The sequence below is a fragment of the Klebsiella sp. PL-2018 genome, assembly GCF_019048985.1.
Taxonomy (GTDB): domain Bacteria; phylum Pseudomonadota; class Gammaproteobacteria; order Enterobacterales; family Enterobacteriaceae; genus Klebsiella; species Klebsiella michiganensis.
The window spans coordinates 4991797-5015855 of record NZ_CP077673.1 but is presented as its reverse complement, the minus strand read 5'-3'; the positions used below and the strand labels follow the sequence as shown (position 1 = coordinate 5015855).

At 48.9% G+C, this 24059-nt stretch carries 25 protein-coding genes and 1 pseudogene; 17 read left to right on the top strand and 9 right to left on the bottom strand.

What is annotated here, in order from left to right; genetic code table 11:
* The first annotated feature begins 277 nt into the window (after positions 1 to 277).
* The 12 genes from MKleb_RS23585 to MKleb_RS23530 all read left to right on the top strand — a co-directional run bounded on the left by MKleb_RS23585 (position 278) and on the right by MKleb_RS23530 (position 9982).
* Positions 278 to 619: an integrative conjugative element protein, RAQPRD family gene (locus MKleb_RS23585; RefSeq protein WP_101862488.1), complete on the top strand. Its 342-nt coding sequence runs from the start codon at positions 278 to 280 to the stop codon at positions 617 to 619.
* A complete protein-coding gene (locus MKleb_RS23580) occupies positions 619 to 861 on the top strand; it encodes a TIGR03758 family integrating conjugative element protein (protein WP_217076250.1) in 243 nt (80 codons plus the stop codon). The genes MKleb_RS23585 and MKleb_RS23580 overlap by 1 nt, the downstream gene beginning before the upstream one ends.
* Positions 862 to 891: 30 nt before the next feature.
* Positions 892 to 1278, top strand: a complete 387-nt coding sequence (locus tag MKleb_RS23575) for a TIGR03745 family integrating conjugative element membrane protein (protein ID WP_217076249.1) — start codon at positions 892 to 894, stop codon at positions 1276 to 1278.
* Positions 1279 to 1287: 9 nt separating this feature from the next.
* Entirely contained in the window at positions 1288 to 1644 is a 357-nt protein-coding gene (locus MKleb_RS23570) for a TIGR03750 family conjugal transfer protein (RefSeq protein ID WP_016190714.1), read from the top strand.
* Positions 1641 to 2300, top strand: a complete 660-nt coding sequence (locus tag MKleb_RS23565; protein WP_217076248.1) for a PFL_4703 family integrating conjugative element protein — start codon at positions 1641 to 1643, stop codon at positions 2298 to 2300. The genes MKleb_RS23570 and MKleb_RS23565 overlap by 4 nt, the downstream gene beginning before the upstream one ends.
* On the top strand, positions 2300 to 3229 hold the full coding sequence (locus MKleb_RS23560) for a TIGR03749 family integrating conjugative element protein (protein WP_217076246.1): 930 nt from the start codon (positions 2300 to 2302) through the stop codon (positions 3227 to 3229). The genes MKleb_RS23565 and MKleb_RS23560 overlap by 1 nt, the downstream gene beginning before the upstream one ends.
* Complete coding sequence (locus MKleb_RS23555) at positions 3219 to 4724, top strand: TIGR03752 family integrating conjugative element protein (RefSeq protein ID WP_217076244.1); 1506 nt, start codon at positions 3219 to 3221, stop codon at positions 4722 to 4724. Before MKleb_RS23560 ends, MKleb_RS23555 begins: the two co-directional genes overlap by 11 nt.
* A gap of 440 nt (positions 4725 to 5164) precedes the next feature.
* A complete protein-coding gene (locus MKleb_RS23550; RefSeq protein ID WP_131002727.1) occupies positions 5165 to 5572 on the top strand; it encodes a TIGR03751 family conjugal transfer lipoprotein in 408 nt (135 codons plus the stop codon).
* Entirely contained in the window at positions 5572 to 8436 is a 2865-nt protein-coding gene (locus MKleb_RS23545; RefSeq protein ID WP_217076242.1) for a conjugative transfer ATPase, read from the top strand. Before MKleb_RS23550 ends, MKleb_RS23545 begins: the two co-directional genes overlap by 1 nt.
* Positions 8433 to 8819: an acetyltransferase gene (locus MKleb_RS23540; protein ID WP_217076240.1), complete on the top strand. Its 387-nt coding sequence runs from the start codon at positions 8433 to 8435 to the stop codon at positions 8817 to 8819. Before MKleb_RS23545 ends, MKleb_RS23540 begins: the two co-directional genes overlap by 4 nt.
* 105 nt (positions 8820 to 8924) lie before the next feature.
* Positions 8925 to 9308 carry an NIPSNAP family protein gene (locus MKleb_RS23535; RefSeq protein ID WP_217076239.1) on the top strand — a complete coding sequence of 128 codons (384 nt, stop codon included), beginning with the start codon at positions 8925 to 8927 and terminating at the stop codon, positions 9306 to 9308.
* Positions 9309 to 9601: 293 nt separating this feature from the next.
* The gene (locus MKleb_RS23530; protein WP_217076238.1) at positions 9602 to 9982 is read left to right on the top strand and encodes a conjugal transfer nickase/helicase domain-containing protein; all 381 of its coding nucleotides are present in this window, start codon (positions 9602 to 9604) and stop codon (positions 9980 to 9982) included.
* A gap of 171 nt (positions 9983 to 10153) precedes the next feature.
* Here the strand turns inward: MKleb_RS23530 and MKleb_RS23525 are convergent, their stop codons facing one another.
* From MKleb_RS23525 to MKleb_RS23485, 9 genes are all read right to left on the bottom strand, one after another.
* A complete protein-coding gene (locus MKleb_RS23525; RefSeq protein WP_217076237.1) occupies positions 10154 to 11455 on the bottom strand; it encodes a cation:proton antiporter in 1302 nt (433 codons plus the stop codon).
* 13 nt (positions 11456 to 11468) lie between these two features.
* A complete protein-coding gene (locus MKleb_RS23520) occupies positions 11469 to 12908 on the bottom strand; it encodes an amidase (protein WP_217076236.1) in 1440 nt (479 codons plus the stop codon).
* Between the two features lie 33 nt (positions 12909 to 12941).
* A complete protein-coding gene (locus MKleb_RS23515) occupies positions 12942 to 14642 on the bottom strand; it encodes a tryptophan 7-halogenase (RefSeq protein ID WP_217076235.1) in 1701 nt (566 codons plus the stop codon).
* 52 nt (positions 14643 to 14694) lie between these two features.
* The gene (locus MKleb_RS23510; protein WP_217076234.1) at positions 14695 to 15330 is read right to left on the bottom strand and encodes a peroxiredoxin-like family protein; all 636 of its coding nucleotides are present in this window, start codon (positions 15328 to 15330) and stop codon (positions 14695 to 14697) included.
* Positions 15331 to 15341: 11 nt separating this feature from the next.
* Complete coding sequence (locus MKleb_RS23505; protein ID WP_217076232.1) at positions 15342 to 16109, bottom strand: DNA alkylation repair protein; 768 nt, start codon at positions 16107 to 16109, stop codon at positions 15342 to 15344.
* Positions 16109 to 17653, bottom strand: a complete 1545-nt coding sequence (locus tag MKleb_RS23500; RefSeq protein WP_217076231.1) for an FAD-binding oxidoreductase — start codon at positions 17651 to 17653, stop codon at positions 16109 to 16111. The genes MKleb_RS23505 and MKleb_RS23500 overlap by 1 nt, the downstream gene beginning before the upstream one ends.
* The gene (locus MKleb_RS23495) at positions 17650 to 18426 is read right to left on the bottom strand and encodes a class I SAM-dependent methyltransferase (RefSeq protein ID WP_217076229.1); all 777 of its coding nucleotides are present in this window, start codon (positions 18424 to 18426) and stop codon (positions 17650 to 17652) included. The genes MKleb_RS23500 and MKleb_RS23495 overlap by 4 nt, the downstream gene beginning before the upstream one ends.
* A 93-nt stretch (positions 18427 to 18519) precedes the next feature.
* Positions 18520 to 19362, bottom strand: a complete 843-nt coding sequence (locus tag MKleb_RS23490) for a GNAT family N-acetyltransferase (protein WP_217076228.1) — start codon at positions 19360 to 19362, stop codon at positions 18520 to 18522.
* Positions 19363 to 19390: 28 nt separating this feature from the next.
* The gene (locus tag MKleb_RS23485) at positions 19391 to 19876 is read right to left on the bottom strand and encodes a MarR family winged helix-turn-helix transcriptional regulator (protein WP_217076227.1); all 486 of its coding nucleotides are present in this window, start codon (positions 19874 to 19876) and stop codon (positions 19391 to 19393) included.
* 154 nt (positions 19877 to 20030) lie between these two features.
* Here MKleb_RS23485 and MKleb_RS23480 point away from each other — a divergent pair.
* The 5 genes and pseudogenes from MKleb_RS23480 to MKleb_RS23460 all read left to right on the top strand — a co-directional run bounded on the left by MKleb_RS23480 (position 20031) and on the right by MKleb_RS23460 (position 24058).
* Positions 20031 to 20722, top strand: a pseudogene (locus tag MKleb_RS23480) (IS1 family transposase).
* A 133-nt stretch (positions 20723 to 20855) separates the two neighbouring features.
* On the top strand, positions 20856 to 21257 hold the full coding sequence (locus tag MKleb_RS23475; RefSeq protein WP_217076226.1) for a TIGR03757 family integrating conjugative element protein: 402 nt from the start codon (positions 20856 to 20858) through the stop codon (positions 21255 to 21257).
* On the top strand, positions 21254 to 22246 hold the full coding sequence (locus MKleb_RS23470; RefSeq protein ID WP_217076225.1) for a TIGR03756 family integrating conjugative element protein: 993 nt from the start codon (positions 21254 to 21256) through the stop codon (positions 22244 to 22246). Before MKleb_RS23475 ends, MKleb_RS23470 begins: the two co-directional genes overlap by 4 nt.
* An 11-nt stretch (positions 22247 to 22257) precedes the next feature.
* Positions 22258 to 23691, top strand: coding sequence for an integrating conjugative element protein (locus MKleb_RS23465; RefSeq protein ID WP_217076224.1), 1434 nt, complete (start codon positions 22258 to 22260; stop codon positions 23689 to 23691).
* A 13-nt stretch (positions 23692 to 23704) separates the two neighbouring features.
* Entirely contained in the window at positions 23705 to 24058 is a 354-nt protein-coding gene (locus MKleb_RS23460) for a hypothetical protein (protein ID WP_217076222.1), read from the top strand.
* Position 24059: the final 1 nt, after the last annotated feature.

Here is a 24059-nt window from a genome sequence, read left to right as displayed (position 1 = left end):
CTCTGTAGAACGCCATTTTTTGATTTTATAGCGTAGCCATTTTCCCTGCATGGTGTGTCCATGTTGACTTAGATGTTCAGCTGGCAAATATGTATCGCAGTGAACAATACCGAACAACTTCAGTCTCCGTATGATCGACATCATCGTCTTTCTCACTGTTGCCAGCATTGTTTATTTTTCTGCATAAATTTTCAAAAACGCAAATAGAGTTTATCGCTGACCAGCCCTCCCGGGCTGCGCATTCTGTACGCACCTGTTAATCCTCAAGGAGGTGCGTATGAACCATCCCCGTCCGGCCTGGAGATATATTGCCTGCATACCGGGCATCACCGGTCTGTTGCTGTTGGCCACATTGTCCACGACTGTACAGGCGGCAGAAAAAGACGAGCTTGCCTCAGCCCAGCGCCAGCTGGATCAGGTGCAGGCCTCGCTTGAACGTGCCCGTGTAGCGGCGGCCCAGGCCGATCCTGCTGAGCAAGGGCGTTTCTTTTTTGACTACCGTCAGGCCACATCCGATTTAAACACCATTCGTGCCGGTATTGACCGCTATCTGGAGCCATCCCGGTCCCAACCCCGGGCTTCATCTGTCAGCGGCAATTATCGTCGGGAGCGTCCCTGATGGGAATGACCTCCGCACAATCCACAGCCTTCAAAGCTGCCTCCGGCAATGTCGAGGTCAGCATTCTGCACCTGGTCTGCATCGGTGTGTTGCTGGCCTTTCTGTTTTTGTGGGCCGCATGGGCACTGTCCGATGTGTGGACCGGCTGGAGTAACGAGAAAGTTCGGAATGCTGCGCTGGGTCGCTTTGCTATCCGGGCCGTGCTCCTGCTGGTTGTGAGTATCTGGATGTTTGCCAACTGAATTAACCAATCAATTTCTGGAGAAAAATTTATGTATTACTTTGCGTCTGTTGCCACCCGCGTGCGTCGTGGTATTGACCGCGTTATTAACCGTACGTTCACGCTGGCGCTTCTGGTCTGGCTGACCTGTAAACCCGCATTTGCTGACCTGCCAACGGTTGAAGCGCCAACCTCTAATGGCGGATCTGGTCTGATGGGACAGATCAAAGGCTATCTGCAGGATGGTGTCGTTATTGGCGGACTGGTGGTGGCGGCCATTGCGTTCATTAATGTGGCGATTGCTGCAGTCCATACCTTTACCGAGGTCCGGAATGAGAAGTCAACCTGGACGAAGTTTGGCTCCATCATCGTAGTGGGGGTGGTGTTACTGGTTGCTGTTATCTGGCTGCTGGGCAAGTCCGCCGACATTATTCTCTGAGGCGACCCCATGCAGACCATTCGCTTTTTACCTGACCGTCTGAACAGTGAACCGGTGGTGTTTCGCGGATTCACTACACCGGAGATGGGGCTTGCCGCCCTGGCCGGTCTGGGCGTGGGTCTGCTCCTGTCTCTGCCATTTATTCCTCTTGCCGGCTGGGTCATTATCCCGACCGGCATGTTACTGGCGCCGTTACTGGTTATCGGTTTCGGTGGCCGGTGGCTGAGCCGCATTAAACGCGGCAAGCCGGAAAACTATATCTGGCAGCGGCTGGAGGCGTTCAAACGTCGTCACAGCCTGGGCAACCCGACACTGATCGTTGATGCCCGGGGATGGTCCCTGAAACGAACCGGGAGAGAAAAATGAGCCGTTTTCGTCATGCGGTCAAAGACCGGGATCAGCATATTCTGACACTGCGTATTGCCTGCGGTGTGCTGGCCTTTTTCCTGTTAATAACCTGCGCCGGCTGGATGCTGGCCCCAAACAAACTGACTGTCCATAACCCGCCGGATTTACGTACCGGCAGTACCCGACCCTGGTGGGAAGTACCGGCGTCGTCGGTCTACTCCTTTGCCTTCTATATTTTCCAGCAGCTCAACGCCTGGCCGAAAAATGGTGAAGTGGATTATCCGGCAAAAATTCATGCGTTGTCAGCCTATCTGACGCTGGGTTGCCAGGACTATCTGAATACCGAGGCCCGGAAAAGAAGCAACGCCGGCGAGCTGACTGATCGTGTTCGCGTGGTGTATGAAATTCCCGGCCGTGGATACCAGTCGAAGAGCGTCAGCGTTATCAGCAGAGATAACTGGGTGGTGCGTCTCGACCTGGTGGCGGATGAGTATTTTCATGCTGAACCGGTAAAACGCGCCCTGGTCCGCTATCCACTGAAAGTAGTGCGCTGGGAGGGGGATGCTGAACGCAATCCGTTTGGCCTGGCGCTGGACTGTTATGACGGTGTACCGCAGCGTCTGGAAGCGGCATTGCCGACGGAAATTCCCGCGAAATCAGGAGTATTTCAGTGATGAATACCCGTAATGATACCCGCGCCGGGCTGATGGCGCTGTCCATTTTGCTGTTGCCGCTGGTCTCTCTGAACATCGAGCCGGCTAAAGCTGATGAATTTATGAAATGGGAGCGTATCCCGTTGCAAATCCCGCTGCAGGTGGGGCAGGAACGGGGGGTATTTGTGGATAAAAATGTCCGGGTAGGTTTTCCTCCGGTACTCAACGGTAAGCTGCGTGTGCAGAGTACCGGCGGGGCTGTCTACCTGAAGGCCGACAGCGCTTTTCCTCAGACGCGGGTACAACTGCAGGATGTGGAAAGTGGCGAGGTTATTCTTCTCGATGTCACCGCCGGTGAAAAAGGCCCTTCCGAACCCGTTCGTCTGGTCTACAGCGGCGAGGTGAACACGGTAAGCCAGACGACCGATACCCGTCGAGAGGCGGAAAACAGCGGCGGCAGCGTCCAGCCGGGAAGTGATGACGGTACGCAGGCGAAGCGTAAAAAGGTGCAGTACAGCGCTCCCATCCCGGTGTTGCTGACCCGTTATGCTGCACAAAGTCTGTACGCGCCGCTGCGTACGGTCGAAGCCGTGCCGGGCATCCGCCCGGTGAATCCGCATCTGCCCAGACGCCTGACAACACTGTATCCGTCTGAAGCCATAACGGCCACGCCGCTGGCCGCCTGGGGTGTGGCAAATCGCGCCGTCGTGGCTGTCCGTCTGCAAAACACCGCCAGTCGCAGGATTGTACTGGATCCCCGGGCCCTGCAGGGACAGTTTGTCGCGGCGACGTTCCAGCACCGCTGGCTAGGGCCGGTGGGCACGCCGGAAGATACCACCACAGCCTATATCGTGACGGGCTCGCGGCCGGAGAGCGCTTTCATCGCTGAACCTTCCGTGGCACGTAAGGCTGTTCATACCGCGAAGAAGGGGGTCAACCATGCAGATTAAGTCCAATGCCATGGTGAAATTCATTGTTCCCGCAGTGGTGGTGGCGGGGCTGGCTGTGGGCCTGAAAAGCTGTAAAGGAGAGCGACCACCAGAGAATTCATCGGGTGATGTGACGACAGTACTGAAAAATCTCTCACAGGATGAGCTTAAGGCGCTCGGAGTGGAAGGTGATACGCCGGAAGATACTCTGCGCACACTGATAGGTCGGCTGAACGACGTCCGCGATCGCCAGAAAACACTGGACAAGCAGAATGCTGATTTGCTGAAAGAGAATGAGCAACTGCGTAAGCGCGGCACTAATGTATCCGGGCAGGTTGACGAGGCTGTGCAGGGGCTGCGTAAGGAGTATGACAAACGTCAGCAGCAACTACAGAACGAACAGACCAGCCTGCTGGCAAAAGTGCAGGCACTGTCTGAACAGCTGAAAACCACCGGCAGTGGTTCCGCAGGCGCAAAACCGGCTTCTGACAGCGATATTCCGCTGGGCCTCGGTCTGGATGGTCTGGGTAGCAGTATCCATGGTACCGCCATCCGGGGCGATGATGGGCTGATGTGGGTGACGCCAGGCGATCAAAAAGCTATCGATCCGCGCGATGCTGCCAGTGGTAAGGCTTCGCCGCAGTTCCCCACCTCATTTCTGGACAACAACCCTCTGACCCGGCAGAAAGCAGCCTATGAGCAGCAGGTTAAGGGCCACACGAACGAGAAGGGGGCGCAGGACAGCGCTGAACCCGTCTACACCCTGCCGGAAAACTCCACCCTGGTGGGCAGCCGGGCGATGACGGCGTTACTGGGCCGCATCCCGATTAACGGCACGGTGACTGATCCCTATCCTTTCAAGATCCTGATTGGCAAAGACAACCTGACCGCCAATGGGATTGAACTGCCGGATGTGGAGGGGGCGATTGTCTCTGGCAGTGCCAGCGGTGACTGGACACTCTCCTGCGTTCGTGGGCAGGTGAACAGCATCACCTTCGTTTTTGCTGACGGTACGGTCCGTACCGTGCCCCAGCCAGATGCCAGCGGGAAAAACACCGGTAACGGTAATACGCAGAATAAAACCGGTACCGACGGCGGCATCGGCTGGATTTCGGATAATGACGGTATTCCGTGTATCAGCGGTACCCGCAAGTCTAACGCGTCAACGTATCTGCCTACTCTCTTTGCGCTCTCTGCTGCCGGCGCTGCCGGGGAAGCACTCAGCGAGGGGCAATACACCACGCAGAATAATGTTAACGGGATTTCATCCACGCTGACCGGCAGTGCCGGCGAAGCGGCGCTGGGGAAAGCTCTCTCAGGTGGCATGAGTGAGACCACTGACTGGGTTAAGCAGCGCTACGGGCAGACGTTTGACGCGATTTACGTGCCGCCGGGTGCGAAGCTGGCCGTGCATATTACCCGCCAGCTTGCCATTGACTATGAAGATAACGGCCGCAGGGTTCGCTACGATTTCACCCTCCCGGGTGGTGTCAGCGACAACGGCGGTCTGGACTGAAGGGGAAGATGATGAATCAGAATGTCACACAGGGTCTTACCCTGACCTGGCTGTTTCGTGGACAGGGTGAGTGGGGGATCCAGTTCACCAGCGGTTATTTTGACACCATGGAAGAAGCAAAACAGGTGATGAGTCTGGCACCGTTCGCACAGTTGCTCTGGGTGGATGCGAGCCTGATGCTGGATCTGAGTACCACATATAAGATGATACCGGTTGAGAACGACAGGTTTATTGCCGGTCCACTGATGAATGAGTCTGGAGGTATCCAGAAGTCACTGTTTCAGACAACAGACGTTCTTTTCTGCCGCCCTGAATATGCTTCTTTTGAGCTGATTTCATGTAAGGCGACCCGGTTGGGTCCGCAGGGCGACGATGTTGTGTCCACAGTTGTGCCGGAGGAAAAGAACGCGGGCTTTTCTTTAATAAATCCTCCGTATCGCATTTTCCTGGTCTGCCTTTTTATTCTGACGGTTATTTTACTGACCGGCTGTTCAACGACAAAAGAGGAGATGCTGCCCACTGGCGAGCATACCATGCTTGAGCTGTGGAACGGGGCGGACGGAGAGGGGGGAACAGCACGACAGTCTGCTGCTGCAAGGGATGCACTGCGCCGCCCGTTAACCGACGATGAACACCGGAAAGGTACACAGGACGATCGCAGCTACAGCCGCACGCAGGAGAGCGAAATTTCACAACAATTCTCCCGTTTGCCCAACCCGGATATGGTGATGTACCTGTATCCCCATCTGGCTGGCGGTAATACGCCAGTGCCTGGCTACAGCACAGTATTTCCTTTTTACAACCAGACACAGTATGCAATGCCTGGTGAACGTACGGAGGCGCTGTAATGTTCTCTCTTTTCAGTCGTAAAAATGAAACGAAGCCAGATGGTACGGCAAAGCAACTAAAGGAGGAGGCTTCTCCTCTGGTTATTCATGGCCGGGAGCCGCTGACGCGACCGGGCCGGATGAACCGGCAGGAAGAGACAAAAGTCTATCACGCTAACCCGTCCATCATTGATTATCTGCCCTGGGTGGAATTCCTGGATGAAGATCAGTGCCTTCTGCTTGAGGACGGTATCTCCGTCGGTGCCATTTATGACGTAACGCCGGTGGCCACGGAGGGGCGCACGGATGATCGGCTGGAGCAAATCCGCGATACGGTGGAAGATGCCCTGCAGGACAGCTTTGATGAATATGATGAGAATCCCTGGGTGGTGCAGTTCTTCTGCCAGGATGAAGATGATGCCGAAGCGTATCTGGACCACTTACGCGGTTACGTGAAACCGCATGCGCAGCGCACGGCATTTACGGAAGCCTGGCTGGGCGAAATGGCGCGCCATATCCGCAGTATCTCGCGGCCGGAAGGACTGTTTACCGATGCGCTGATCACAGGGCAGCCGTGGCGCGGTCAGCAGCGCCGCACTCGTATGGTCATTTATCGCTGGATCGGGAAATCCGCGTCACGGGACCCGATGCCGCCAGTGGCGATGCTCAACCAGGCGTGTGAACGTGTGGTAAGTGCGCTGGGTGGGGCCGGTATTCGTTGTACCCGTCAGAATGGCCTGCAGGTGCACAGCTGGCTGCTGCGCTTGTTTAATCCGTCTCCGGACTGGGTGGATAAATCCACACTCTATCGTCAGGCGGCGTATGCCGATCCGCGCGACTTCCCGGCGGGCGTGGCGCCGGTCAGCAATGATTTTGCTGAAACGCTGTGGTTTACGCCACCCGTTTCGGATCCGGAGAACGGCGTATGGTGGATAGATAATAAACCACATTGTGCGCTGCCGGTTGAGAGACTGCGTACTCCACCGGAGCCGGGTACCATCACCGGTGAACAGGCCCGCGGTGAGAAAAAAATTAACGCGCTGATGGATATGTTTCCGGAAGGGACGCTGCTGTGCATGACGATTGTTGTGCAGCCGCAGGACAGACTGGAAGAACAGTTCAACCGCCTGTCGAAAAATGCCGTCGGGGAAAATACCGAATCCGGCCGTGTCCGCCAGGATGTGAAAACAGTGAAAGAGTATCTGGGAAACCGGCATAAGCTGTACCGCGCCGGGATCACCTTCCTGCTGCGCGGTGATGATATGGATAATCTTAAGCGCAAACGACTTGACCTGACTACTGTACTGCTGGGTGCTGGTCTGCAGCCGGTTCGCCCGGAGTTTGAGGTGGGGCCGCTGAATACCTGGCTGCGGGCGCTGCCAATGTGCTTTAACCCGGACAGCGATAAAAAACACTGGTACACCCGTCTGACCTGGGTACAACACCTGGCGGGGTTGCTGCCGGTTACCGGGCGAGAAACCGGTACCGGCAACCCGGGTTTCAGCTTTTTTAACCGTGGCGGAGATATTCTGACGTTTGATCCACTGAACAAGTATGACCGTACCCAGAATGCGCATCTGTTGTTGTTCGGACCGACGGGGGCAGGTAAGTCGGCCACGCTGTGTTATGCCTTTTCTCAACTGATGGCGGTTCACCGGCCACGTCTGTTTATCGCTGAAGCCGGGAACAGTTTCGGCCTGCAGGCCGATTATTTTGAAAGCCTTGGACTTTCTGTCAACAAGATAAGCGTCAAACCGGGTAGTGGTGTCAGCCTGCCACCCTTTGCCGACGCGCATAAACTGGTCGAAGAAGGGCTGGCAGCACATGCCGTTGATGAAAGCGACCTCCCCGATATTGATGCTGACAGCGATGGAGAGGGTGAAGACGAGGATAAGCGGGATATTCTCGGTGAGATGGAGATTTCAGCCCGGATGATGATAACGGGCGGCGATCCGAAAGAAGAAGCCGAAATGAAGCGTGCCGACCGGGCTATGATCCGTGAAGCGCTGCTGATGGCCGCGCATGCAACATATAAAGAAGGGAGGCAGATGCTGCCTTCTGACTTGCAGAAAGCGTTATACAGCATTGCCGGCGATGACAGCGATGAGGGGCAGAATGTCCGTAATGCCCAGCGTAAGGCGAAAGCCGCAGAGATGGCGGAGGCGCTGGGGATGTTCACTCAGGAAGGCAGCTTTGAGGCGGAGCTGTTCAACCGCGAGGGGGAATTGTGGCCTGAAGCGGATGTGACCTTGGTGGATCTCGGTCATCTGGCGCGTGAGGGTTATGAAGCTCAGATGGCGCTGACCATGGTGTCAATGACCAACATGATTAACAATATTGCGGAGCGGGATCAGTATCTCGGCCGCGATATAGTCTTCGCGGTGGATGAGGCGCATATTGTGACGGTTAATCCACTGCTGTCGCCGTATATGACCAAAGTGGTCAAAATGTGGCGAAAGCTAGGGGCCTGGCTGTGGCTGGCCACGCAGAACCTGAAGGATTTTCCGGATATTGCGGAGAAAATGTTGAATATGGCGGAATGGTGGATTTGCCTCACCATGCCACCGGAAGAGGTGAAAGACATCAGCCGGTTCCGTGCACTCACACCTGAACAGGAAGCCGTGCTGCTTTCCGCCCGTAAGCTGTCAGGTTGCTATACAGAAGGGGTGGTGCTGGCCAAACGTATTGAGGCGCTGTTCCGTGCTGTTCCCCCCAGTCTGTATCTTGCTCTGGGCATGACGGAGAAAGAGGAAAAGGCGGAACGCCGGGCGCTGATGCGTGAGCATCACTGTAGCGAACTGGACGCGGCGAAGCTGATTGCCCGTAAACTGGACCGGTTGCGCGGACTGACTGACGCACACGACGAGGAGAGCACTGCAGCATGATGACGTTGAAGTTTCCGGTACCCTGTGTTGGCGGTAATGACAGCCCGGATAACACTGTTTTCACCCTGCCACCGCAGGGTGAACCCGGGATGTCTGTGGTGACGCAGGCTAATCTGCAACGTCTGAGCGAACACATCCGACAGCGACTGAATGGCCCGGTGACCGTGACCTGTCACCCTCATCGGGTGGGTCTGAGCAGCTGTGTGGCGGTGACGGTGGAGGGCAGACTCCGCAGAGCGGTTAATATTCTTATCACCGTCAGCGGGCAGGGAAGCTGGCCAGCGGAGGAAGAGTATGAACATCCCCGCTGGTATATCACAGTGATGGACGCGGCTGATATGGTTTACCTGGTGCTGTGGCTCAACAGCTTAATTGTTCGTTGAGTTATTATGTATTCGGTCAGACTTAAACTGAGCGCTTTCTTTGGTGTAACACAATAAACTGGAACAATCCGCTTTGTGTAAGACACCTGCATCGGAAGGATATTTATGAAAAAAACAGTTGAAATACTACTATACACTTTGCGCAAAGGCTCCGGTGCTGCTTTTCATGCCATCATGAAGGAAATTAGCGTTCCTCTTCATCAACGTCATGGAATCGATGTTGTGTCGTTTGGGAACTCTCTGCATGACCCCAATTGTTACTATCTTATTCGGGCCTTTAAAAGTGCTGAAAATATGAATACGGTTCTTGATTCCTTCTACACGAGTTCAGACTGGCGCTGCGGGCCACGTGAATCCATCATTAGTTGTATCGAGACGAGCATTAAAACAGTGATGGACCTGTCACCGGAGAGTGTGGATGGATTACGCGTTATTAGACGTCAACTAGTTTTTCCTACTGACGCCAACTATGCTGCCCGCATCCTTTAGTGCAGCGTTAAGCCGCGCTGGTTACTGCCTTCGCCGTCTTTTTCCTGTAGCTTACCCCTGGCAGAAACATCAGCAGACATACAGCCGGAGGTCGTGGTAACTGCTACGGAGGATTATCTCGACAACACGGCAAACCTTGACGATCTTACACTATCGCTATTTTCTGCTATAGAAGACCACACCAGCACGCCACAAGAACATCATGAAGCAGGTTTGCTGGGGTCTTCGCCTACTGCTATATAGGTGCTGTCATTCAGCTTTCGCCTTCATCACAAGCTGAAACCGCAGCTAATATGGCTCTAGCACCTGAGATGTCATTCTTAGATTGGTTGAGACAAGGAGCATCGACTAACCACTTAGAGATTAATGATGTACAGGCTAAAATTCATATTGCGGATGCTGCAGTCTTTCTTGTTTCACCGGAGATCTTTAAGCTGCTCATCAAAGAAACCAGTGGTTCTGTCGGTGAAGAGTGGCGAGAGGAGCAAAAAGCATTCCAGAAATTGAGGCCGCATCTCCGAGGCAAGGAGGGGAAGAATATCTGGACCTGTGAGGTTCGAGACCCGCGGAATACGCGAAAAGTAAAAGGATATATTCTAGAGAATCCTACGACTCTTTTTCCTGATAGCCTACCAGAAAATAATCCTTATTTGACATTCATTGAGAAGGATTAGGTTTTGCAGGGCTTTTGTCTGCTATTTTTAATAGGGGGTTAGAGGTTTTAGGGGGTAAGAGGCAATGCTTTTATTACTTATCCTGATATTGACTTTTTACTATAAAAATAGGCGCAATAGGCTTGTTATGTTTCCATTGCGCTTGAGGTTACAACTAATGCGGCAGGACGGCTATGATGTGAGTTGTACTGCCTGTGGGCTATCTTCTTTATTTCTTAATAATGCCTTTAGAATAGGGGTAATCATAAATGTGCTGACAACGGCCATAATAACCAGCATTGTGAATATTTTTTGCGGTAAGAGGCCCAGGTCGTAACCAACGTTTAAGACGATTAACTCCATTAAAGCTCTCGTATTCGTGGAGAAGCCAATAATAAGTGAATTTTTGTGCGTTTCTCCGACGAATCGACTAGCCAGGTAGGTTCCACCAAATTTACCAACGAATGCAAGCAGGCAAATTACTATACATAACATAATGTCTGACGGTTCAGATAATAAACCTATATTGGTTTTTAAGCCGGTATAGGCAAAAAATAATGGCAGAAAAAAGACGTTAACAAAGCGGCCAATGGTTACATTCCAAGCATGAACAAAATTTCTATTCTTATGTAAGCTTAAGCCAAAGATAAAACCACCGATAATAGCGTATACACCCAAGTAGCTCGTGATGATGGCACTAACAAGCAGTCCTGAGACAATATAAAAAACGATAATGGAATTTATTTGTTGAGTATTTTTTAGCAGTCTCTCTATATAGGGGGATATTAGGCGACTACCGATAAAGAAAACAGTTAGACTAAATAGAAAAAGCAAGAAAATGTTTTGAATGACGACAAGACCATTAAAACTTGAAGTTACTAAGGCCGTAATAGTTCCAAGTAATAGCCAACCGAGAACGTCATCAATTGCTGCCGCACTGATAATAAGCGTGGCAATTCTAGTGCCTGAATAGTTTAGTTCCATAAATATTCGGCCTAAAATTGGAATCGCAGTAATCGACATGGCGACAGCGAAGAATAGCTTAAACCCTAATAAATCGGGTTTAGGATCAGGCAATATTTCCCAGAAATAATCGGCAGTAAAGAAACCTATGATAAATGGGAAAGTAATTCCGGCGGTGCTAATTAATACGAATGCCGATTTCTTCCCTTTTAGTTGACGTGAAAAGTCAAATTCCATTCCGATTTGAAACATCAGAAAAATAAGCCCTATTTGCGACAGACCAATGAACGCAATGGATGTGTCGCTAGTAAAGACGATGTTAAATATACCAGGAAATAATGAGGCCAAAAAACTAGGGCCAAGCAATATGCCTGCAAGTATCTCTCCGGCGACGTTAGTTTGTCCTAATAGCTTTCTTGCCAAAAAACTAACTATTTTGGAGAATACTAGTATAGTGACAATTTGGATGAGTATAAAAAAAGTAATATGCTCTGCATAAGAGCCTAACAACGTTGAGTTTTCTGCATTCATAGTGATTATCCGTTTATGCCATAGTAGGTAGTTTCCAACCACCTAATATTTTTTCTAAATAACAGGCTAGTGATATAGGTAGATGATCGTACCCATGAGCACCGGCTATTTGAATAGATACAGGGAAGTTATCGGTTGAAAATGAGACTGGAATACTTGTAGCGGGTAGTTCTAATACGTTAAATAGAGCGCTATATAAAAATTCAAATGGCGAAATATAGCTCCTGTTGTGCTTAGTTGCAGTCGTTGGGTAAGTGGGCAACAATAATACGCTTTTGTTATCTAGGTAAGCATTAAGCTGTAAGCTTATTTTATTTTTTATATAGAGGAATTGAATATAGCTTTTTTTATTTAGAGTGGCGATTTTCTCCGTGAAAAGTAACAGTAGCGTACTTAACATCATCCTTTTTTTACCTGATATCATGTAAAGCATTTCAGCTATTAAAGAACGGTCTTCGTTGACGGCTGAACTTAAGGTAATGTCTTGCGCTGTTAGTACAATATCGAACCACAGTTCGCAAGCATCCGCTAGAAAAGGTAGGTGGCAGGGAATAATTTCAGCACCCTCTTTTTCCAATACAGAGGCAACAGAGCGCAAATTCTGCTCGACATTAGGTGCGACTGATTTCAGCAGCGGATGAAGTTTATCTGCAAGAAGATAAACCTTTATTCCTTTCAGCGAGTCGAGTTGTTGGTTGCAGTCAAAATTACTATTAATGTTTTTATCTATACCGTCAGGTCCGCTGATGATTTTTAATAACGGTAGCAAGTCCTCTGCTTTTCTACACAATGGCCCCATTGAGAAAAAGCGAGCAATAAATTGCGAGGATGGGTACTGACTGCAATATCTATCAAGTGGGAAATGGCCACTCATGGGTACAAACTTACTGGAAGGCTTGTGACCAAAAACACCACAGTGCGCAGCCGGAATCCTGACGGAACCACCACCATCGGTTCCCAAGGCAAAGGGAACGCCGCCTGCGCTTACAATCGCTGCATCCCCCCCACTGCTGCCGCCGGAAGTATGCCTTGGACTGTAGGGGTTTGAGGTTTTGCCGTAAATAACGTTAGCGCACTCGGGCCACAATGCCAGCTCAGAAAGGTTTGTTTGTCCGATAAGAATGGCGCCTGCGTTTAACAGCCGTTCTACTGCTGTTGCATGCTTATTGGCAATGTCGGTTCGACGATAGTAAGAGCCATAGGTATTAGGTAACCCCTGTACGGCAATGCTTTCTTTCACTGTAAAGGGGACGCCAAACAACGGTTGATCCCGCGCTATGGTGGCCACACGGTCGAACTCTTTGGCTTGTGCTAAGGCTTCATCATAGCGTGGGCCTATAATCGCATTAATATTGGCATTGGCTCGTTGAGCCTGGTCAATATGGCTAGAAACGGCCTCATACACCGAAATTTGCCGCGAAGCGATAAGGCGCGATATTTCTATCGCGCTCATTTGGATGCACTCTTTTATCATGAAACTGCTCGATTAAGCTGAATTCTTGTCGAAATTAAGAAACTCGCCATTTTGGCCAAATGGTGTGGCATCAGAGCTATTCGGCTCATGATACTTAACCATATCGTGGGAAAATAGGCGGACAGATACCATCCTGAATACATCTGCCAGGTTATCTCCTAAAGCCAAACACAGAATGGTCAAATGACGCTTATTTAATTGCCAGCGTATGCGCCTTATTAATGATGTTCTTAGTGTAATAAGCCTAAAGAAGTAGCGAGCCAGCAATTTTCTACGTAATTTTTCATCAGCCCGATAGAGTTCAAACGGAATATTCTTGGAATAAAGGTTTGGTGTGCTGATTAAATCAATTTCGTCAACCTGTTCAGACAATATATCTAGCAGTTTTGGGAAGGGATAGGCTGCTTTATGCATCTCAACCGGTTGGCGTTTGAACAGTTCGGCAAAAATGTTAATATGACGACCGTCAAGGAAACCGCCGTTGATAAAGGCTGGTAACAGCACGTTAAAATAAGACATATTATTCATCAGCAAAGTCCACGACATTTTTACCGGATCGTGCATAAACTCATACCATTTCCCCCAAGAGTCTTGCAGCGATAAGATGGCTTGGATATGTTTTTCGTGGCAATCAATGTAGGTATCGGTGAGAGTACCTTCTCTGTCCTTGCTGACTATTGCCGCAACCTGACAGACCATGTGGGAGACATAGGAAAGGCCCAGGCTATTGATCGGATCGAACAGGAAGGCAGCATCGCCGATGATAAACCAGCCGTCTTTAGAGTAGTATTTTTGGGACTCATACATATAGTCACGGTATCCAGTAGTATCTGGCAAATTACCCGGTAGCCTGTTTATTTCTCCGCTTTTTACCAGTTCGGCAATCATGGGATGATCTTTTCCAACTGTCGTTAGAAAATCATCATAATTTTTGACGACATCGCTTCCTAGCTCAGGGCGGTAGGTGTAGCCGATGCTCATCATCGTTTCACCGTCAGGGCTTCGCATTGGTATCATCCAGATCCAATAACCTTTACCGTAGAAGTGGTGGGTCACATAGTAAGGATCGTAACAGTGATGCTCATTTTTCAGCATGTTTATCTTATCAAAGATTGCCCGGTCAAATTTCTTTAATCGGAACCAAAAACTGCTTCTTTGATAGGCTGGCGCTTTTTCTAGACCCAGCTTTTTCACTAGAAAGCGTCGGGTACCAGAACAGTCAATAAACCAATCGGCTTCTAATGAAGTGGTTTCACCGCCAAGTGTTTTCACACTGAGAACATGGTAGTGCTGCTCAGGCGCTTTTAGTGAGACATCGCTTACGGTGCCTTCAATAACTCTTATATTCCTCTTGGCATTAACCTCACGCAAATCTTTATCGAACGTGAAGCGATTTAAATTATAGGCAGGAAGGCGAATAACGCCGGGAGCCTCATGGACAACATAGTCATTATCTTTGGGGTCATTTTTTACTTTGAAATAATAGGTTAACCCATACTTGTGATAATGCTTGTCTTCAAGAATTTTACCTAACCCAAGACCTTCAAAAAAATGAGTGGATAGCTCAACTGTTGATTCACCAACAATTGCTCGGCGCTGTTCACTTTTACCTACAATAGTGATTTCCAGCTCAGGTAACTTTTGGGAAAGGTATAGCGCAGCTAAATTCCCTACGATTCCATTGCCGATAATAACTAGTTTATTCTTGTCCATATAAATCCTTTCCGTAATAAGCTCTCAGATGTATGAATTAATCTAACATTAATTAAAGTTTGGCACTTATATCGTAGACGTCTGCTCGCTCCATATAATTTGTGCTCACCGAGGCAAAAAGGACTTTTTTGTCTTTGCCGATAATGTAGGTTGCCGGAATTGGCAACTGATAGGTCGCATCACCGTTAAAAACTTCAAGATCTGCACCAAGCCCTTTATAAATATCACGAATATTTTCTTGTAATGTGAATACTAACCCATACTGCTCAGCGATTTTGTTGCCTTTATCGGACAATACGTTGAATTGCAGGCCATTTTCTTCAGTTGCCGCGTTGTTAAGCGCCACAGTCTGCGGTGAAATAGCAATGACTGCCGCACTATCTACGATTTTATTATTTATGGCTTCCTGGTAGTGGTTAAGTTCCGCCATACAAAATGGGCACCAGTTGCCACGGAAAAAGCTGAGAACTACGCTGTTTTCTTTTAGCACTTCATACAGTGAGATTTGCTTACCGTTAGAAGAAGGCAACGTAAAGTCAGGTGCAGTATCACCAATCTTAAGCGCGTGCGCTTCTAAATTTTGTTCCATCAGCTCGCCAAGTGATTGCGCAAAAGCATTCAGGATGTTCTCTGGTACTTGCTGAATCATGCCTTGCTGGATATGTTGAAATTTTTCTTGTAGTTTCATATTTATTGTCCTTATTTGGATTTGCTAATTGAACGCAATGCCCGTTTGACAATGCGCTGTGTTGATTTCGAATTACTTTCCGTTAACCATTTTTCACATATGTTGGAAACCCATTGGGGCTGAGATTTACTGGCATCGTTTAGCCAGTTGGCTACGGAATCCTGAACGTAGATTTCAGGCTCATTCTTCAATGGCTCAAGCAGGGGAAGCGCTATTGCCGGCTGCTCTTTTAGTTTATTGATATGCCTGCACCAGACACCGCGTGGCCGAAGGCTTTCCACGGCAAAACGACGAATAAAAGGCTGCGGGTCAACCACCCAAGGAGAAAGAAGTTCTATTGAATAAGCCAGATCTAGTTCCAGCTTTCCTCTAGCAGCCATCCAAACCCATTCTCTAACGCCAAAATGCGCATCTTTAGCGTGTGGTTGGATTTTGGTAAGCAGTTCTGGTAGAGAAAGCTCTGGCAGCTGTTGGGGGAGAATAAAACAGGCCCAGCCCCTGACCGTATCAGAGACGTGCTGTGACAAGACCGAATAAACGTTTTGCAGCGCATCGGCCGCGCCAAACGTTTCTGCAAGTACCTTTCCCGTCACTCGCATTCTGGGCAGGATGCCTGATGGCTGACTATCTGCAATCGCCGTCATCATTTCATCTAGAAGGCTGTGGTTGCATAAGGGGCCAATAACGACTTTGAATAAATGTTCCTGATCTATTTTCAGACACTCATTTAAATTCGTTGTAGCAGCAAGACCATTATTTAAGCTTTCGAATCGGTCCATTATTCATACCTTCCCGGGGACATAATATTATTAGGATCAATCGTCTTCTTGATTTGCTTGGCAAAATTAGCGTGAGTTGTATCCCTGACAAAATGCGAATGCATAAATGCAGAATGCAACCGGTAAGGCGTAAAGCCTAAACGTTGTCCTGAGCTGAGTAATTCGTGATAACAATCATAGGCGCGCTGCTCATCCGGCGAGCCTGGAGAAAAAATCAATGGTAGTGTGCTATCAAAAACATTTGCGGATAATGATGTCAACGTAATAGCCGGTTCGATATCGTGCTTTTTACAGATGGTATAGATGAAGTCAATGTACTTCTCAAAGTCAGCAGATCTCATCGGAACAAGCGGTGAGTACCACAGCAATCCACACTTATCGTTGGCAGGGTTTAAGCTACCGCGCTTCTCTTGGCTGCGATTTTTATAATAAGCGAGACGTAGGGAAATATCAGAAGGTATGCCGGCGAATAAGCCTAAAACTTCTGGCAGTCCACTCATACTTTGCTTCAGCTTGCTAAATATACCAGGAATAATAGACGAGATTTTGCGAACAAAATCTGCTTTTTTCAGCGTTATAAACAGTATTTTTCTACTAACTGGCGCAAGTTCCTTTTTAATTAAAACTCTCGTTGCTTTTGCATGGTGCTTAGTGCCGTAAATAGTACCAACGATTAGCCATTGTGATTCACGGTTTCGCGTCGTTACACGTTTTGCGTCTTGAGTAGCATCCTCACTCATAATGGCTACCCGCTCGGCATTCATCACGTTTATTCCGCCAATATTCCCTCTCGCTTGCGCTAGCAAAGTGCGAATAGCAGCTATTGTCTGGGCAAGTTGCTCGTATTTAACTTGAGCTATAACCATTTGTACTGATTGAGGCTTCTTTTCCACAATCAGCGTCATTGACGTTACTATTCCCATATTGCTCTGGCTAAATACACCATCCAGATAAGGGCCAATTCCCCATTTTAATAGGAGAGGAAGACCGTATTCGACTAGAGGGGAACGATAAATATCACCATTAGGTAATATCGCTTCTAATCCCGTTACAGCTGCAAAATGATCGGCTATTGGTGTAATACCGTATCCTCTTTCAAGCGCGTTGCCGACAATGCTGCAGTTGGGGCCGGCTCCAGTCGTCGGCACCATATATTCGAGATCTCGCGACCGGAAATAATCATATAAATCAGCTTGGGTGACACCTGGCTCAATGGTTAGTAAGCTAAGATCTTCGTCAAATTCTATCCGCTTTAGCTTATCTAAAAGCACCAAAACGCATCCTGGCTGTGGCGGCTGACCAGTGCCATACCCCCAATTATGGCCGGTGCTGACTGGGTAAAGCGGAAGCTTAATTGTATTAGCCAAAACGATAAGCTGCTGGACCTGCTCCTTGCTGTCCGGGCGTACCACAAGGCTGATTTTTTGCATACTCGATGACGTATCAGCAATAAACGGTTCTGCCGCTCTACTGTCAGATATGATGCAATGTTCAGGCAGAATAGCCTTAAGTGCTATCTCAACTTGTTCAAGGTTTTCTGTCATAGCAGGCTCCGCATGCCGCTCATACGCAGAAATAGCTTGAGCATGTTAAAATCATTGCGCTGCTGAGTATTAAGCAGCTCAATCATTAACTTAAGCCGCCTTGTCTGGTCATCAGTAAGCGGATGTGAAGCGCTTTTTATCACGACGATCATTGGTACAATGAGCGTAGAGAAAACCTGTGTCTTTTCACCCAAGTGTTTCTGTGTCAGGTATTTGAAATCGTCAAGCTCAAATGCTGCTTTTAACGAGTTTCTATAATCTTCTTTAACAAAATTATTTGTCACCGTGTTCAGAAAGAAATCGATCGTTTCGGTTCTTTTGGCTTTGCCAAAATCGTAGAGATAGACGCGCTTTTCTGATTTTAATATTCTGCTAATTTCAATAAATAGATGAGTCAGCAATTCTTTATTCGGCAGGTGGTGAATTGCCATTGATGAAATAGCAACATCTACACTTCCGCTTGCTATCTCTTTAATATTGGTTACATCTTGTTTTATTAGCTTAATATTATGGATGTTCTTTTCCTGTATGTTTTTATTAGCCAGCGTCAGCATCTCTTCAGATAGATCAACACCAATAAACTGGCTTTCAGGATTGAGCTGCGCAAGAACACAAAGTAAATTGCAAGGGCCACACCCAAGATCAATAACCGTATCGCCCGCTTTAATTAGGCCGCACATTTGGATTGTCTGGTAATAATATACCCCTAATAGTACACCCTCTTTCCCTTCAATATCATAAGCGACAGCACCAGAATGATCGTCCATTAACATATCTGGTTCTGGCTCTCGTATAAAATTTTGGCCAAGAAATAGCTCCCTTGCTATACAAGGTAATAGCCTAAGTAACATTATGTTAGTCCTTTATTAGTTGAGTGTTGGGTATAGCCAGCTAATAATTGTTCTTTGTTTTTCAGGTAGGTTTTTAATATTTACGTTGCATTCATAAAAATATTTTTTAATATGCGATTCCTGCCATACAGGAAGGTAGCTAAAATCGTTTTTGCGATTTTCTACATAGTGATGATAAATTTCATCGTGCTGATGGAGCAGATATTCAATACGGATGCCGTTGCTGACTGCGCTAAAAATGTTGTTTTTTTCGATGGCCGTTATTGCATCGATAGTATCAAGTTTTAAAGGTATAGACTTGGCGTTATTAAACGTCGAATATTCTTGAATCATGCCTATTTGTTCAAATCTGAATAGATCTTTATAAACTTCGGCGACTCTTGGGTGAACCGCAATAAGTATTGATTCGATATTCCTATGTGAACAGACATAGAGAAATAATGCTTTACATAATAAAAATGTTATTCCATGATGTTGGTACTCAGGAGCAATAGCGAATGAGCCGACTTCAGCAAACTTGATATTTTGTTGACGTAGAGCTGTCGTTTCACCTGAATGAACATTATCCATTGGTACACCGATAGGTGAGTCTTCAATTAACGATATTGTACCAATTATACGATCGTTCTTTGTCGCAATAACGAGCCTGTTATTAGGCAAAACCAAGTGAGGTGAGAAGTAAGGCTGCTTCTTGTCACTTGCGAGCAACCCTTTTTTGGCATACACTTTATGTATCAGCTGCATTGCTTCAATAAATTCTTCGGACGTGGCGGCGAATTTTATTTTTATGTTTTCCTCTAAATTGGCTAATTTGTTGAGTTGTGAAGCAAATTGTTGACGCTTTCTGTCCTGATACATACTAACTATCCTTAATATTCAAAACGGTTTAGTCATCAGAGGCATTCCGGAACATTTTATCTAGAATGCAGACTAACGTTTCCATCTCTGAATCTGTCAAGTTCTTTGTTATGTTAGCTATCCAATAGCTATGCTCCTGAAATACTTTCTGTATTAACTCTCGCCCCTCTTCGGTCAGCGTGATTTCAAGCTTTCGACCATCAGAGGGCGCATTACTTCTTTTTATCAGGCCATCTTTCTCCAGCGATGTAATTAACGATGTAGTAGTTGGTTTCGTCACTCCACTTAGATTGGCTATCTCTACTGGTGACAGCACTTCATACTCAAATAGCAGCGTTAGTATCATAAAGCGGCTTTCAGAGAGCTGATAAACTCCTAAGCGCTTAGCACACTCTTTATCGATCCTATTTCCGGCGGAAAGCAGACTAAAGCAGGCCTTTACTCCTGATATATCAAACATTTCATGCTTTTTAATTATATTTGTTAGCGAGCTATATTTTTTTTCCAACTTCACATCAGAATTCTCTTTTAAGCAAACTGGTTAGGTATCTAACTACATAAACTAACTAGTACTTCAGAGATATGTCAAGATAAATTTAACTTGTTTTTTACGGCGATGTCTCTAATTGGTTGAATTAGATGTATAATGCACGCTTTTGAGGTTTACTATGGCCAGCGTTACCGTTCATTGTCCCCGTTGTTAGTCTGCTCAGGTTTATCGTCACGGGCAGAACCCGAACGGGCACGACCGGTTTCGCTTTCGGGACTGCCACCGCGTGTTTCAGCTCACTTACTTATACGAGGCCCGCAAGCCGGGGGTTAAAGAGCAGAGCATCGAAATGGCCTTCAACAGTGCCGGGGTTCGCAATACCGCCCGGACGCTGAAAGTGGGTATCAATACCGTCATCAGGACTTTAAAAAACTCTCGCCACGACGAATAACATCATCTCCGATGGCTCATGCTGACGTAGCGCTTATCTGTGAACTCGACGAACAATGGAGCTTTATCAGTGGTAAGGCCCGACAGCACTGGCTCTGGTACGCGTACAACACAAACACGGGGGGACTGGCCTACACTTTTGGTCCACGAACCGATGCAACCTGTCGCGAGTTACTGGCACTGCCACCCCCCTTTAACATCGGTATGCTGACCACTGATGAATGGGGCAGCTATGCCAGAGAGCCTCCGAAAGAGAAGCACCTGACCGGCAAGCTCTTTACTCAACGCATTGAGCGCAACAACCTGACATTGAGAACCCGAATCAAGCGTCTGTCTCGCAGAACCATTTGCTTCTCCCGCTCTGTTGAGCTTCATGAAAAAGTCATTGGAGCTTTTATCGAAAAATACATGTTCTACTAATTGGAGGCATCACCTGATTTATATCCCTGCTTCAGGTAAATTAATTTCCGGAGTTTCATTTTTAGTTTATTAAGGTTTTTTTTTCTACGGGCGAGCACGCTGTCAGGTGATTCAGTCTGACGGAGTCTCCCTAATGAAATTACGTGATTTTATCCTTCTGCCGGCATTGTTGCCGGTATCCGTTCTGGCCAGCACGGTGGTATATACCGACAGCCAGCACTTGCCTGAAAATCTTTCCCCGGATGTCGTGGTTGTGTTACTGGATGAACCTGAACGCCTGCAGGCGAAAGTGTTTGGCCAGCTTCCGGCTGACCCGGAGCTGGCTGCAATGCAGGCCAGGCAGGTGATGTCCTCCCCTCAGTGGCAACAAAAGCAGCAGCAACTGGTCACGGCATATCGCCAGGTAGTGCATGCCCGGGAACTCGGTATTCGCAAGGTGCCCGCTGTCGTTTTTGACGACCGGGATGTGGTTTATGGCACAACTGATGTAGCGCGGGCTCAGGCACTACGGCTGCAGGCAGGAGGTGGTCAGTGAATCAGCCTCCTTCCCGACTCAGAAAAACGTTCTGCTCTGCCGCTGTTGCCACCGTTCTGGCCACAGCGTCAATACCTGCAGCGTTTGCTGCGCTGAATACGGCACAGATTGTGGCCAGCGCAGTGACGCAGGACTGCATTAGTTGGCGGGTAAGCGGTATCTGCTACTGGCTGTTCTGTACTGCATTCGGCTGCACCGTAAAAACCTCTGTAAAGGTCACCCATTTTATCCCGGAAGCGGTGGTTTCGACCTACGTTGCGCCCGGTGGAAATCCCTGGACAGAGATGGCTTTTGTCAGCCAGACGGCGGGTGGCCTGGAAAATGCCGTTACTGGAGCTTTGTCAGGAGTAACTGCCGGTGGTGCTAATCCGGCAGATATGAAGAACCCGGGGCAGCGTAAATCCAGTATTCGCTTTAAATACGCCGATGCCATTGGGCATCCGGCCACGTCTCTTATCGGTGGCAGTATCGCCGGGTATTCCTGCGACAGCGCCGCCACCCCCCTGATGCCGTATTTTCTCAGCACGCTGGACTCGATTGCCTGGCGAACGGGTGTGCCGGAATCGCTTTATCCCGAGGCTCTGGTCCCCGGCCGACGAGAAATCGGCAGTCAGGCATCCGGCAACATGTGGGGCAACGTCTACCCGCGCTCCGGGTTTGTCAGCCAGACCGATGATGACAAAGCGTCTGCGGTGGTGGCGCAGCGTGTGGCGGACATTATTACCCGCACAGGTCAACCGCACGTTTATCAGGTGTTGAAGGGGACCCACCGCGACGGGTACTGGCCACCGGGAGAAGTCACGGAAAACACCGGCACCAAGAACCATAAGTGGCAGCGTCTGGTGCCTCAGATGACCCAAAGCTGCACGGTATTTCCGGACGGGAGCCACAGCGCGGCTACTGATAATAACGAGGCCTTTGCGCTGTGGCAGCCCTACAGTTGCTGCAAGCGTATGGGGCAGAGATTCCTGAGCAGCACTGATTTTTGACGAGGTAAAACATGAACATCGATACATTTAAATCAGTAACCGGCGCAGTGCTACTGCTTGCCGTCACAGTGGGCACCATATTCCCTGCCCGGGCTGAAATTTCGCTACCACAGGTTAATGACAGCGCTTTTGGCTACGGCAAATCCGTTGACGGCGCGGTATCCGATAAATTGTTTTATACCCTGGGCGGTGGATCGGTGATATCGCAGCCGGCGACGCGCAGCAATATGAAGAAAATGGGTCTGGATGTGGGGTGGAGCAGTGATCTGATGTGCGGCAATTTTGACCTCAAAACCACAATTGGCAACCAGTTAAACGGCGTAACCGATGGCTTTAAAAACCTGATGGGCGATGTTATTCAGGGGGCAACCGGCGCGGTGGCCAGCCTGCCGGCGATGCTTATTCAGCGGGCCAATCCGGGGCTGTATGACATGCTGACCAACGGTGTACTACAGGCGAATGTCTCGTTCGACAAAGCACAACTGAACTGCCAGAACATGGCGAAGAAAATGGCAGATTTCACCGACAGTAGCAAATGGACTCAGCAGGCCATGCTGGAAGAATACAAGTCCATTGTTAATAGCGGTGATGCAGACGCCGTGCGCACTAATGAGGCGGGGCGCAAAGCTTCAGGTAATAAAGGTAATAACTGGATTGGGGGGCAACAGCGAGGAGGTGCTGGACAACCAGCTATTAAACCTACACATGACCTTGCTGCTGCAGGGTTCAATATGATGAATGACCTGTCTGTAACCAGTACACAATCAGTCAGCGAAAACAGTTGTAATGGCGGTGCCTGCAGTAAATTTAGTAATGCTGAAGAAGCGGCTAAGGCTGTTGTGAAGGTGCTGGGTGATAAATCATTACGAACCTGTGGTAATGCCTCTGAATGTACCAGTGGAGGAGAGGATGAGCAGCCTGGTTCATCTGTGGCTGGTACAGGATTTGCTCCATTACTTGAAGAAGCGACAAAGGTTAATACAGAACAACTGGTTAAGCTGGTCAACGGCACAGTGAAGCCAACCGCGGCTGAATTGGCAAAGCTGAAAACAGGCGGGCTTTCCCTGACGGCCAATGTGATAAAGGCTCTGCAACGTGATCCGGATAATACTGCGCTAACGGCCCGTCTTGCCAGTGAGCTTGCCATGTCTGATACGGTCGAAACCGCACTACTGATGCGTCGGATGTTGATAACAGGTATGTCGGAACCCAATGCAGCATCTCAGGATGCTGCATTGCAGGAAGGGGAACGACGTATTGACGCGCTCGATCGCGAAATCATGGCATTGAAGAATGAAATGGACCTGAAGCGAGAACTGGCGCGGAACTCTGTACTGACCATCATCGAGCGGGACAACGAACGAGTCGGCACAAACCCAATGATTCAGCAGACGGACAATGCCGACAGCCGGTTCCAGAAACTTGATACCCCTGATGCAGAGTAAGGAAATTGTGATTATGAAAAGCAGTCACCGCGACCTGCTGCGTAAAACAGGAAAAGGGTTAAAAGTCGGGATGCTTTATCTGCTGGTTCTGGCATTGGTAATGGTCCTGGGATTCTGGCTGGCCGATACGGGAATGCGTCATCCGGAGAGCGTGGCATCCCTGAAGCGATGGATGCACGCAACGCGCTACGGCTGGCTGGCGTGGCGGCTGGTTATCTACTGCGCCGTCGGGTGGGGGCTGTGGAAAATCTGGCATGCTCCGGGCTTTCGGCAGGAATATCGTCGGCCACTGCTGCGCATCGCCGGCGCCAGCACATTATTCTTTCTGGTCTGCGAGTACTCCATTTTTTCCGGTGTGGGAGGCTGAT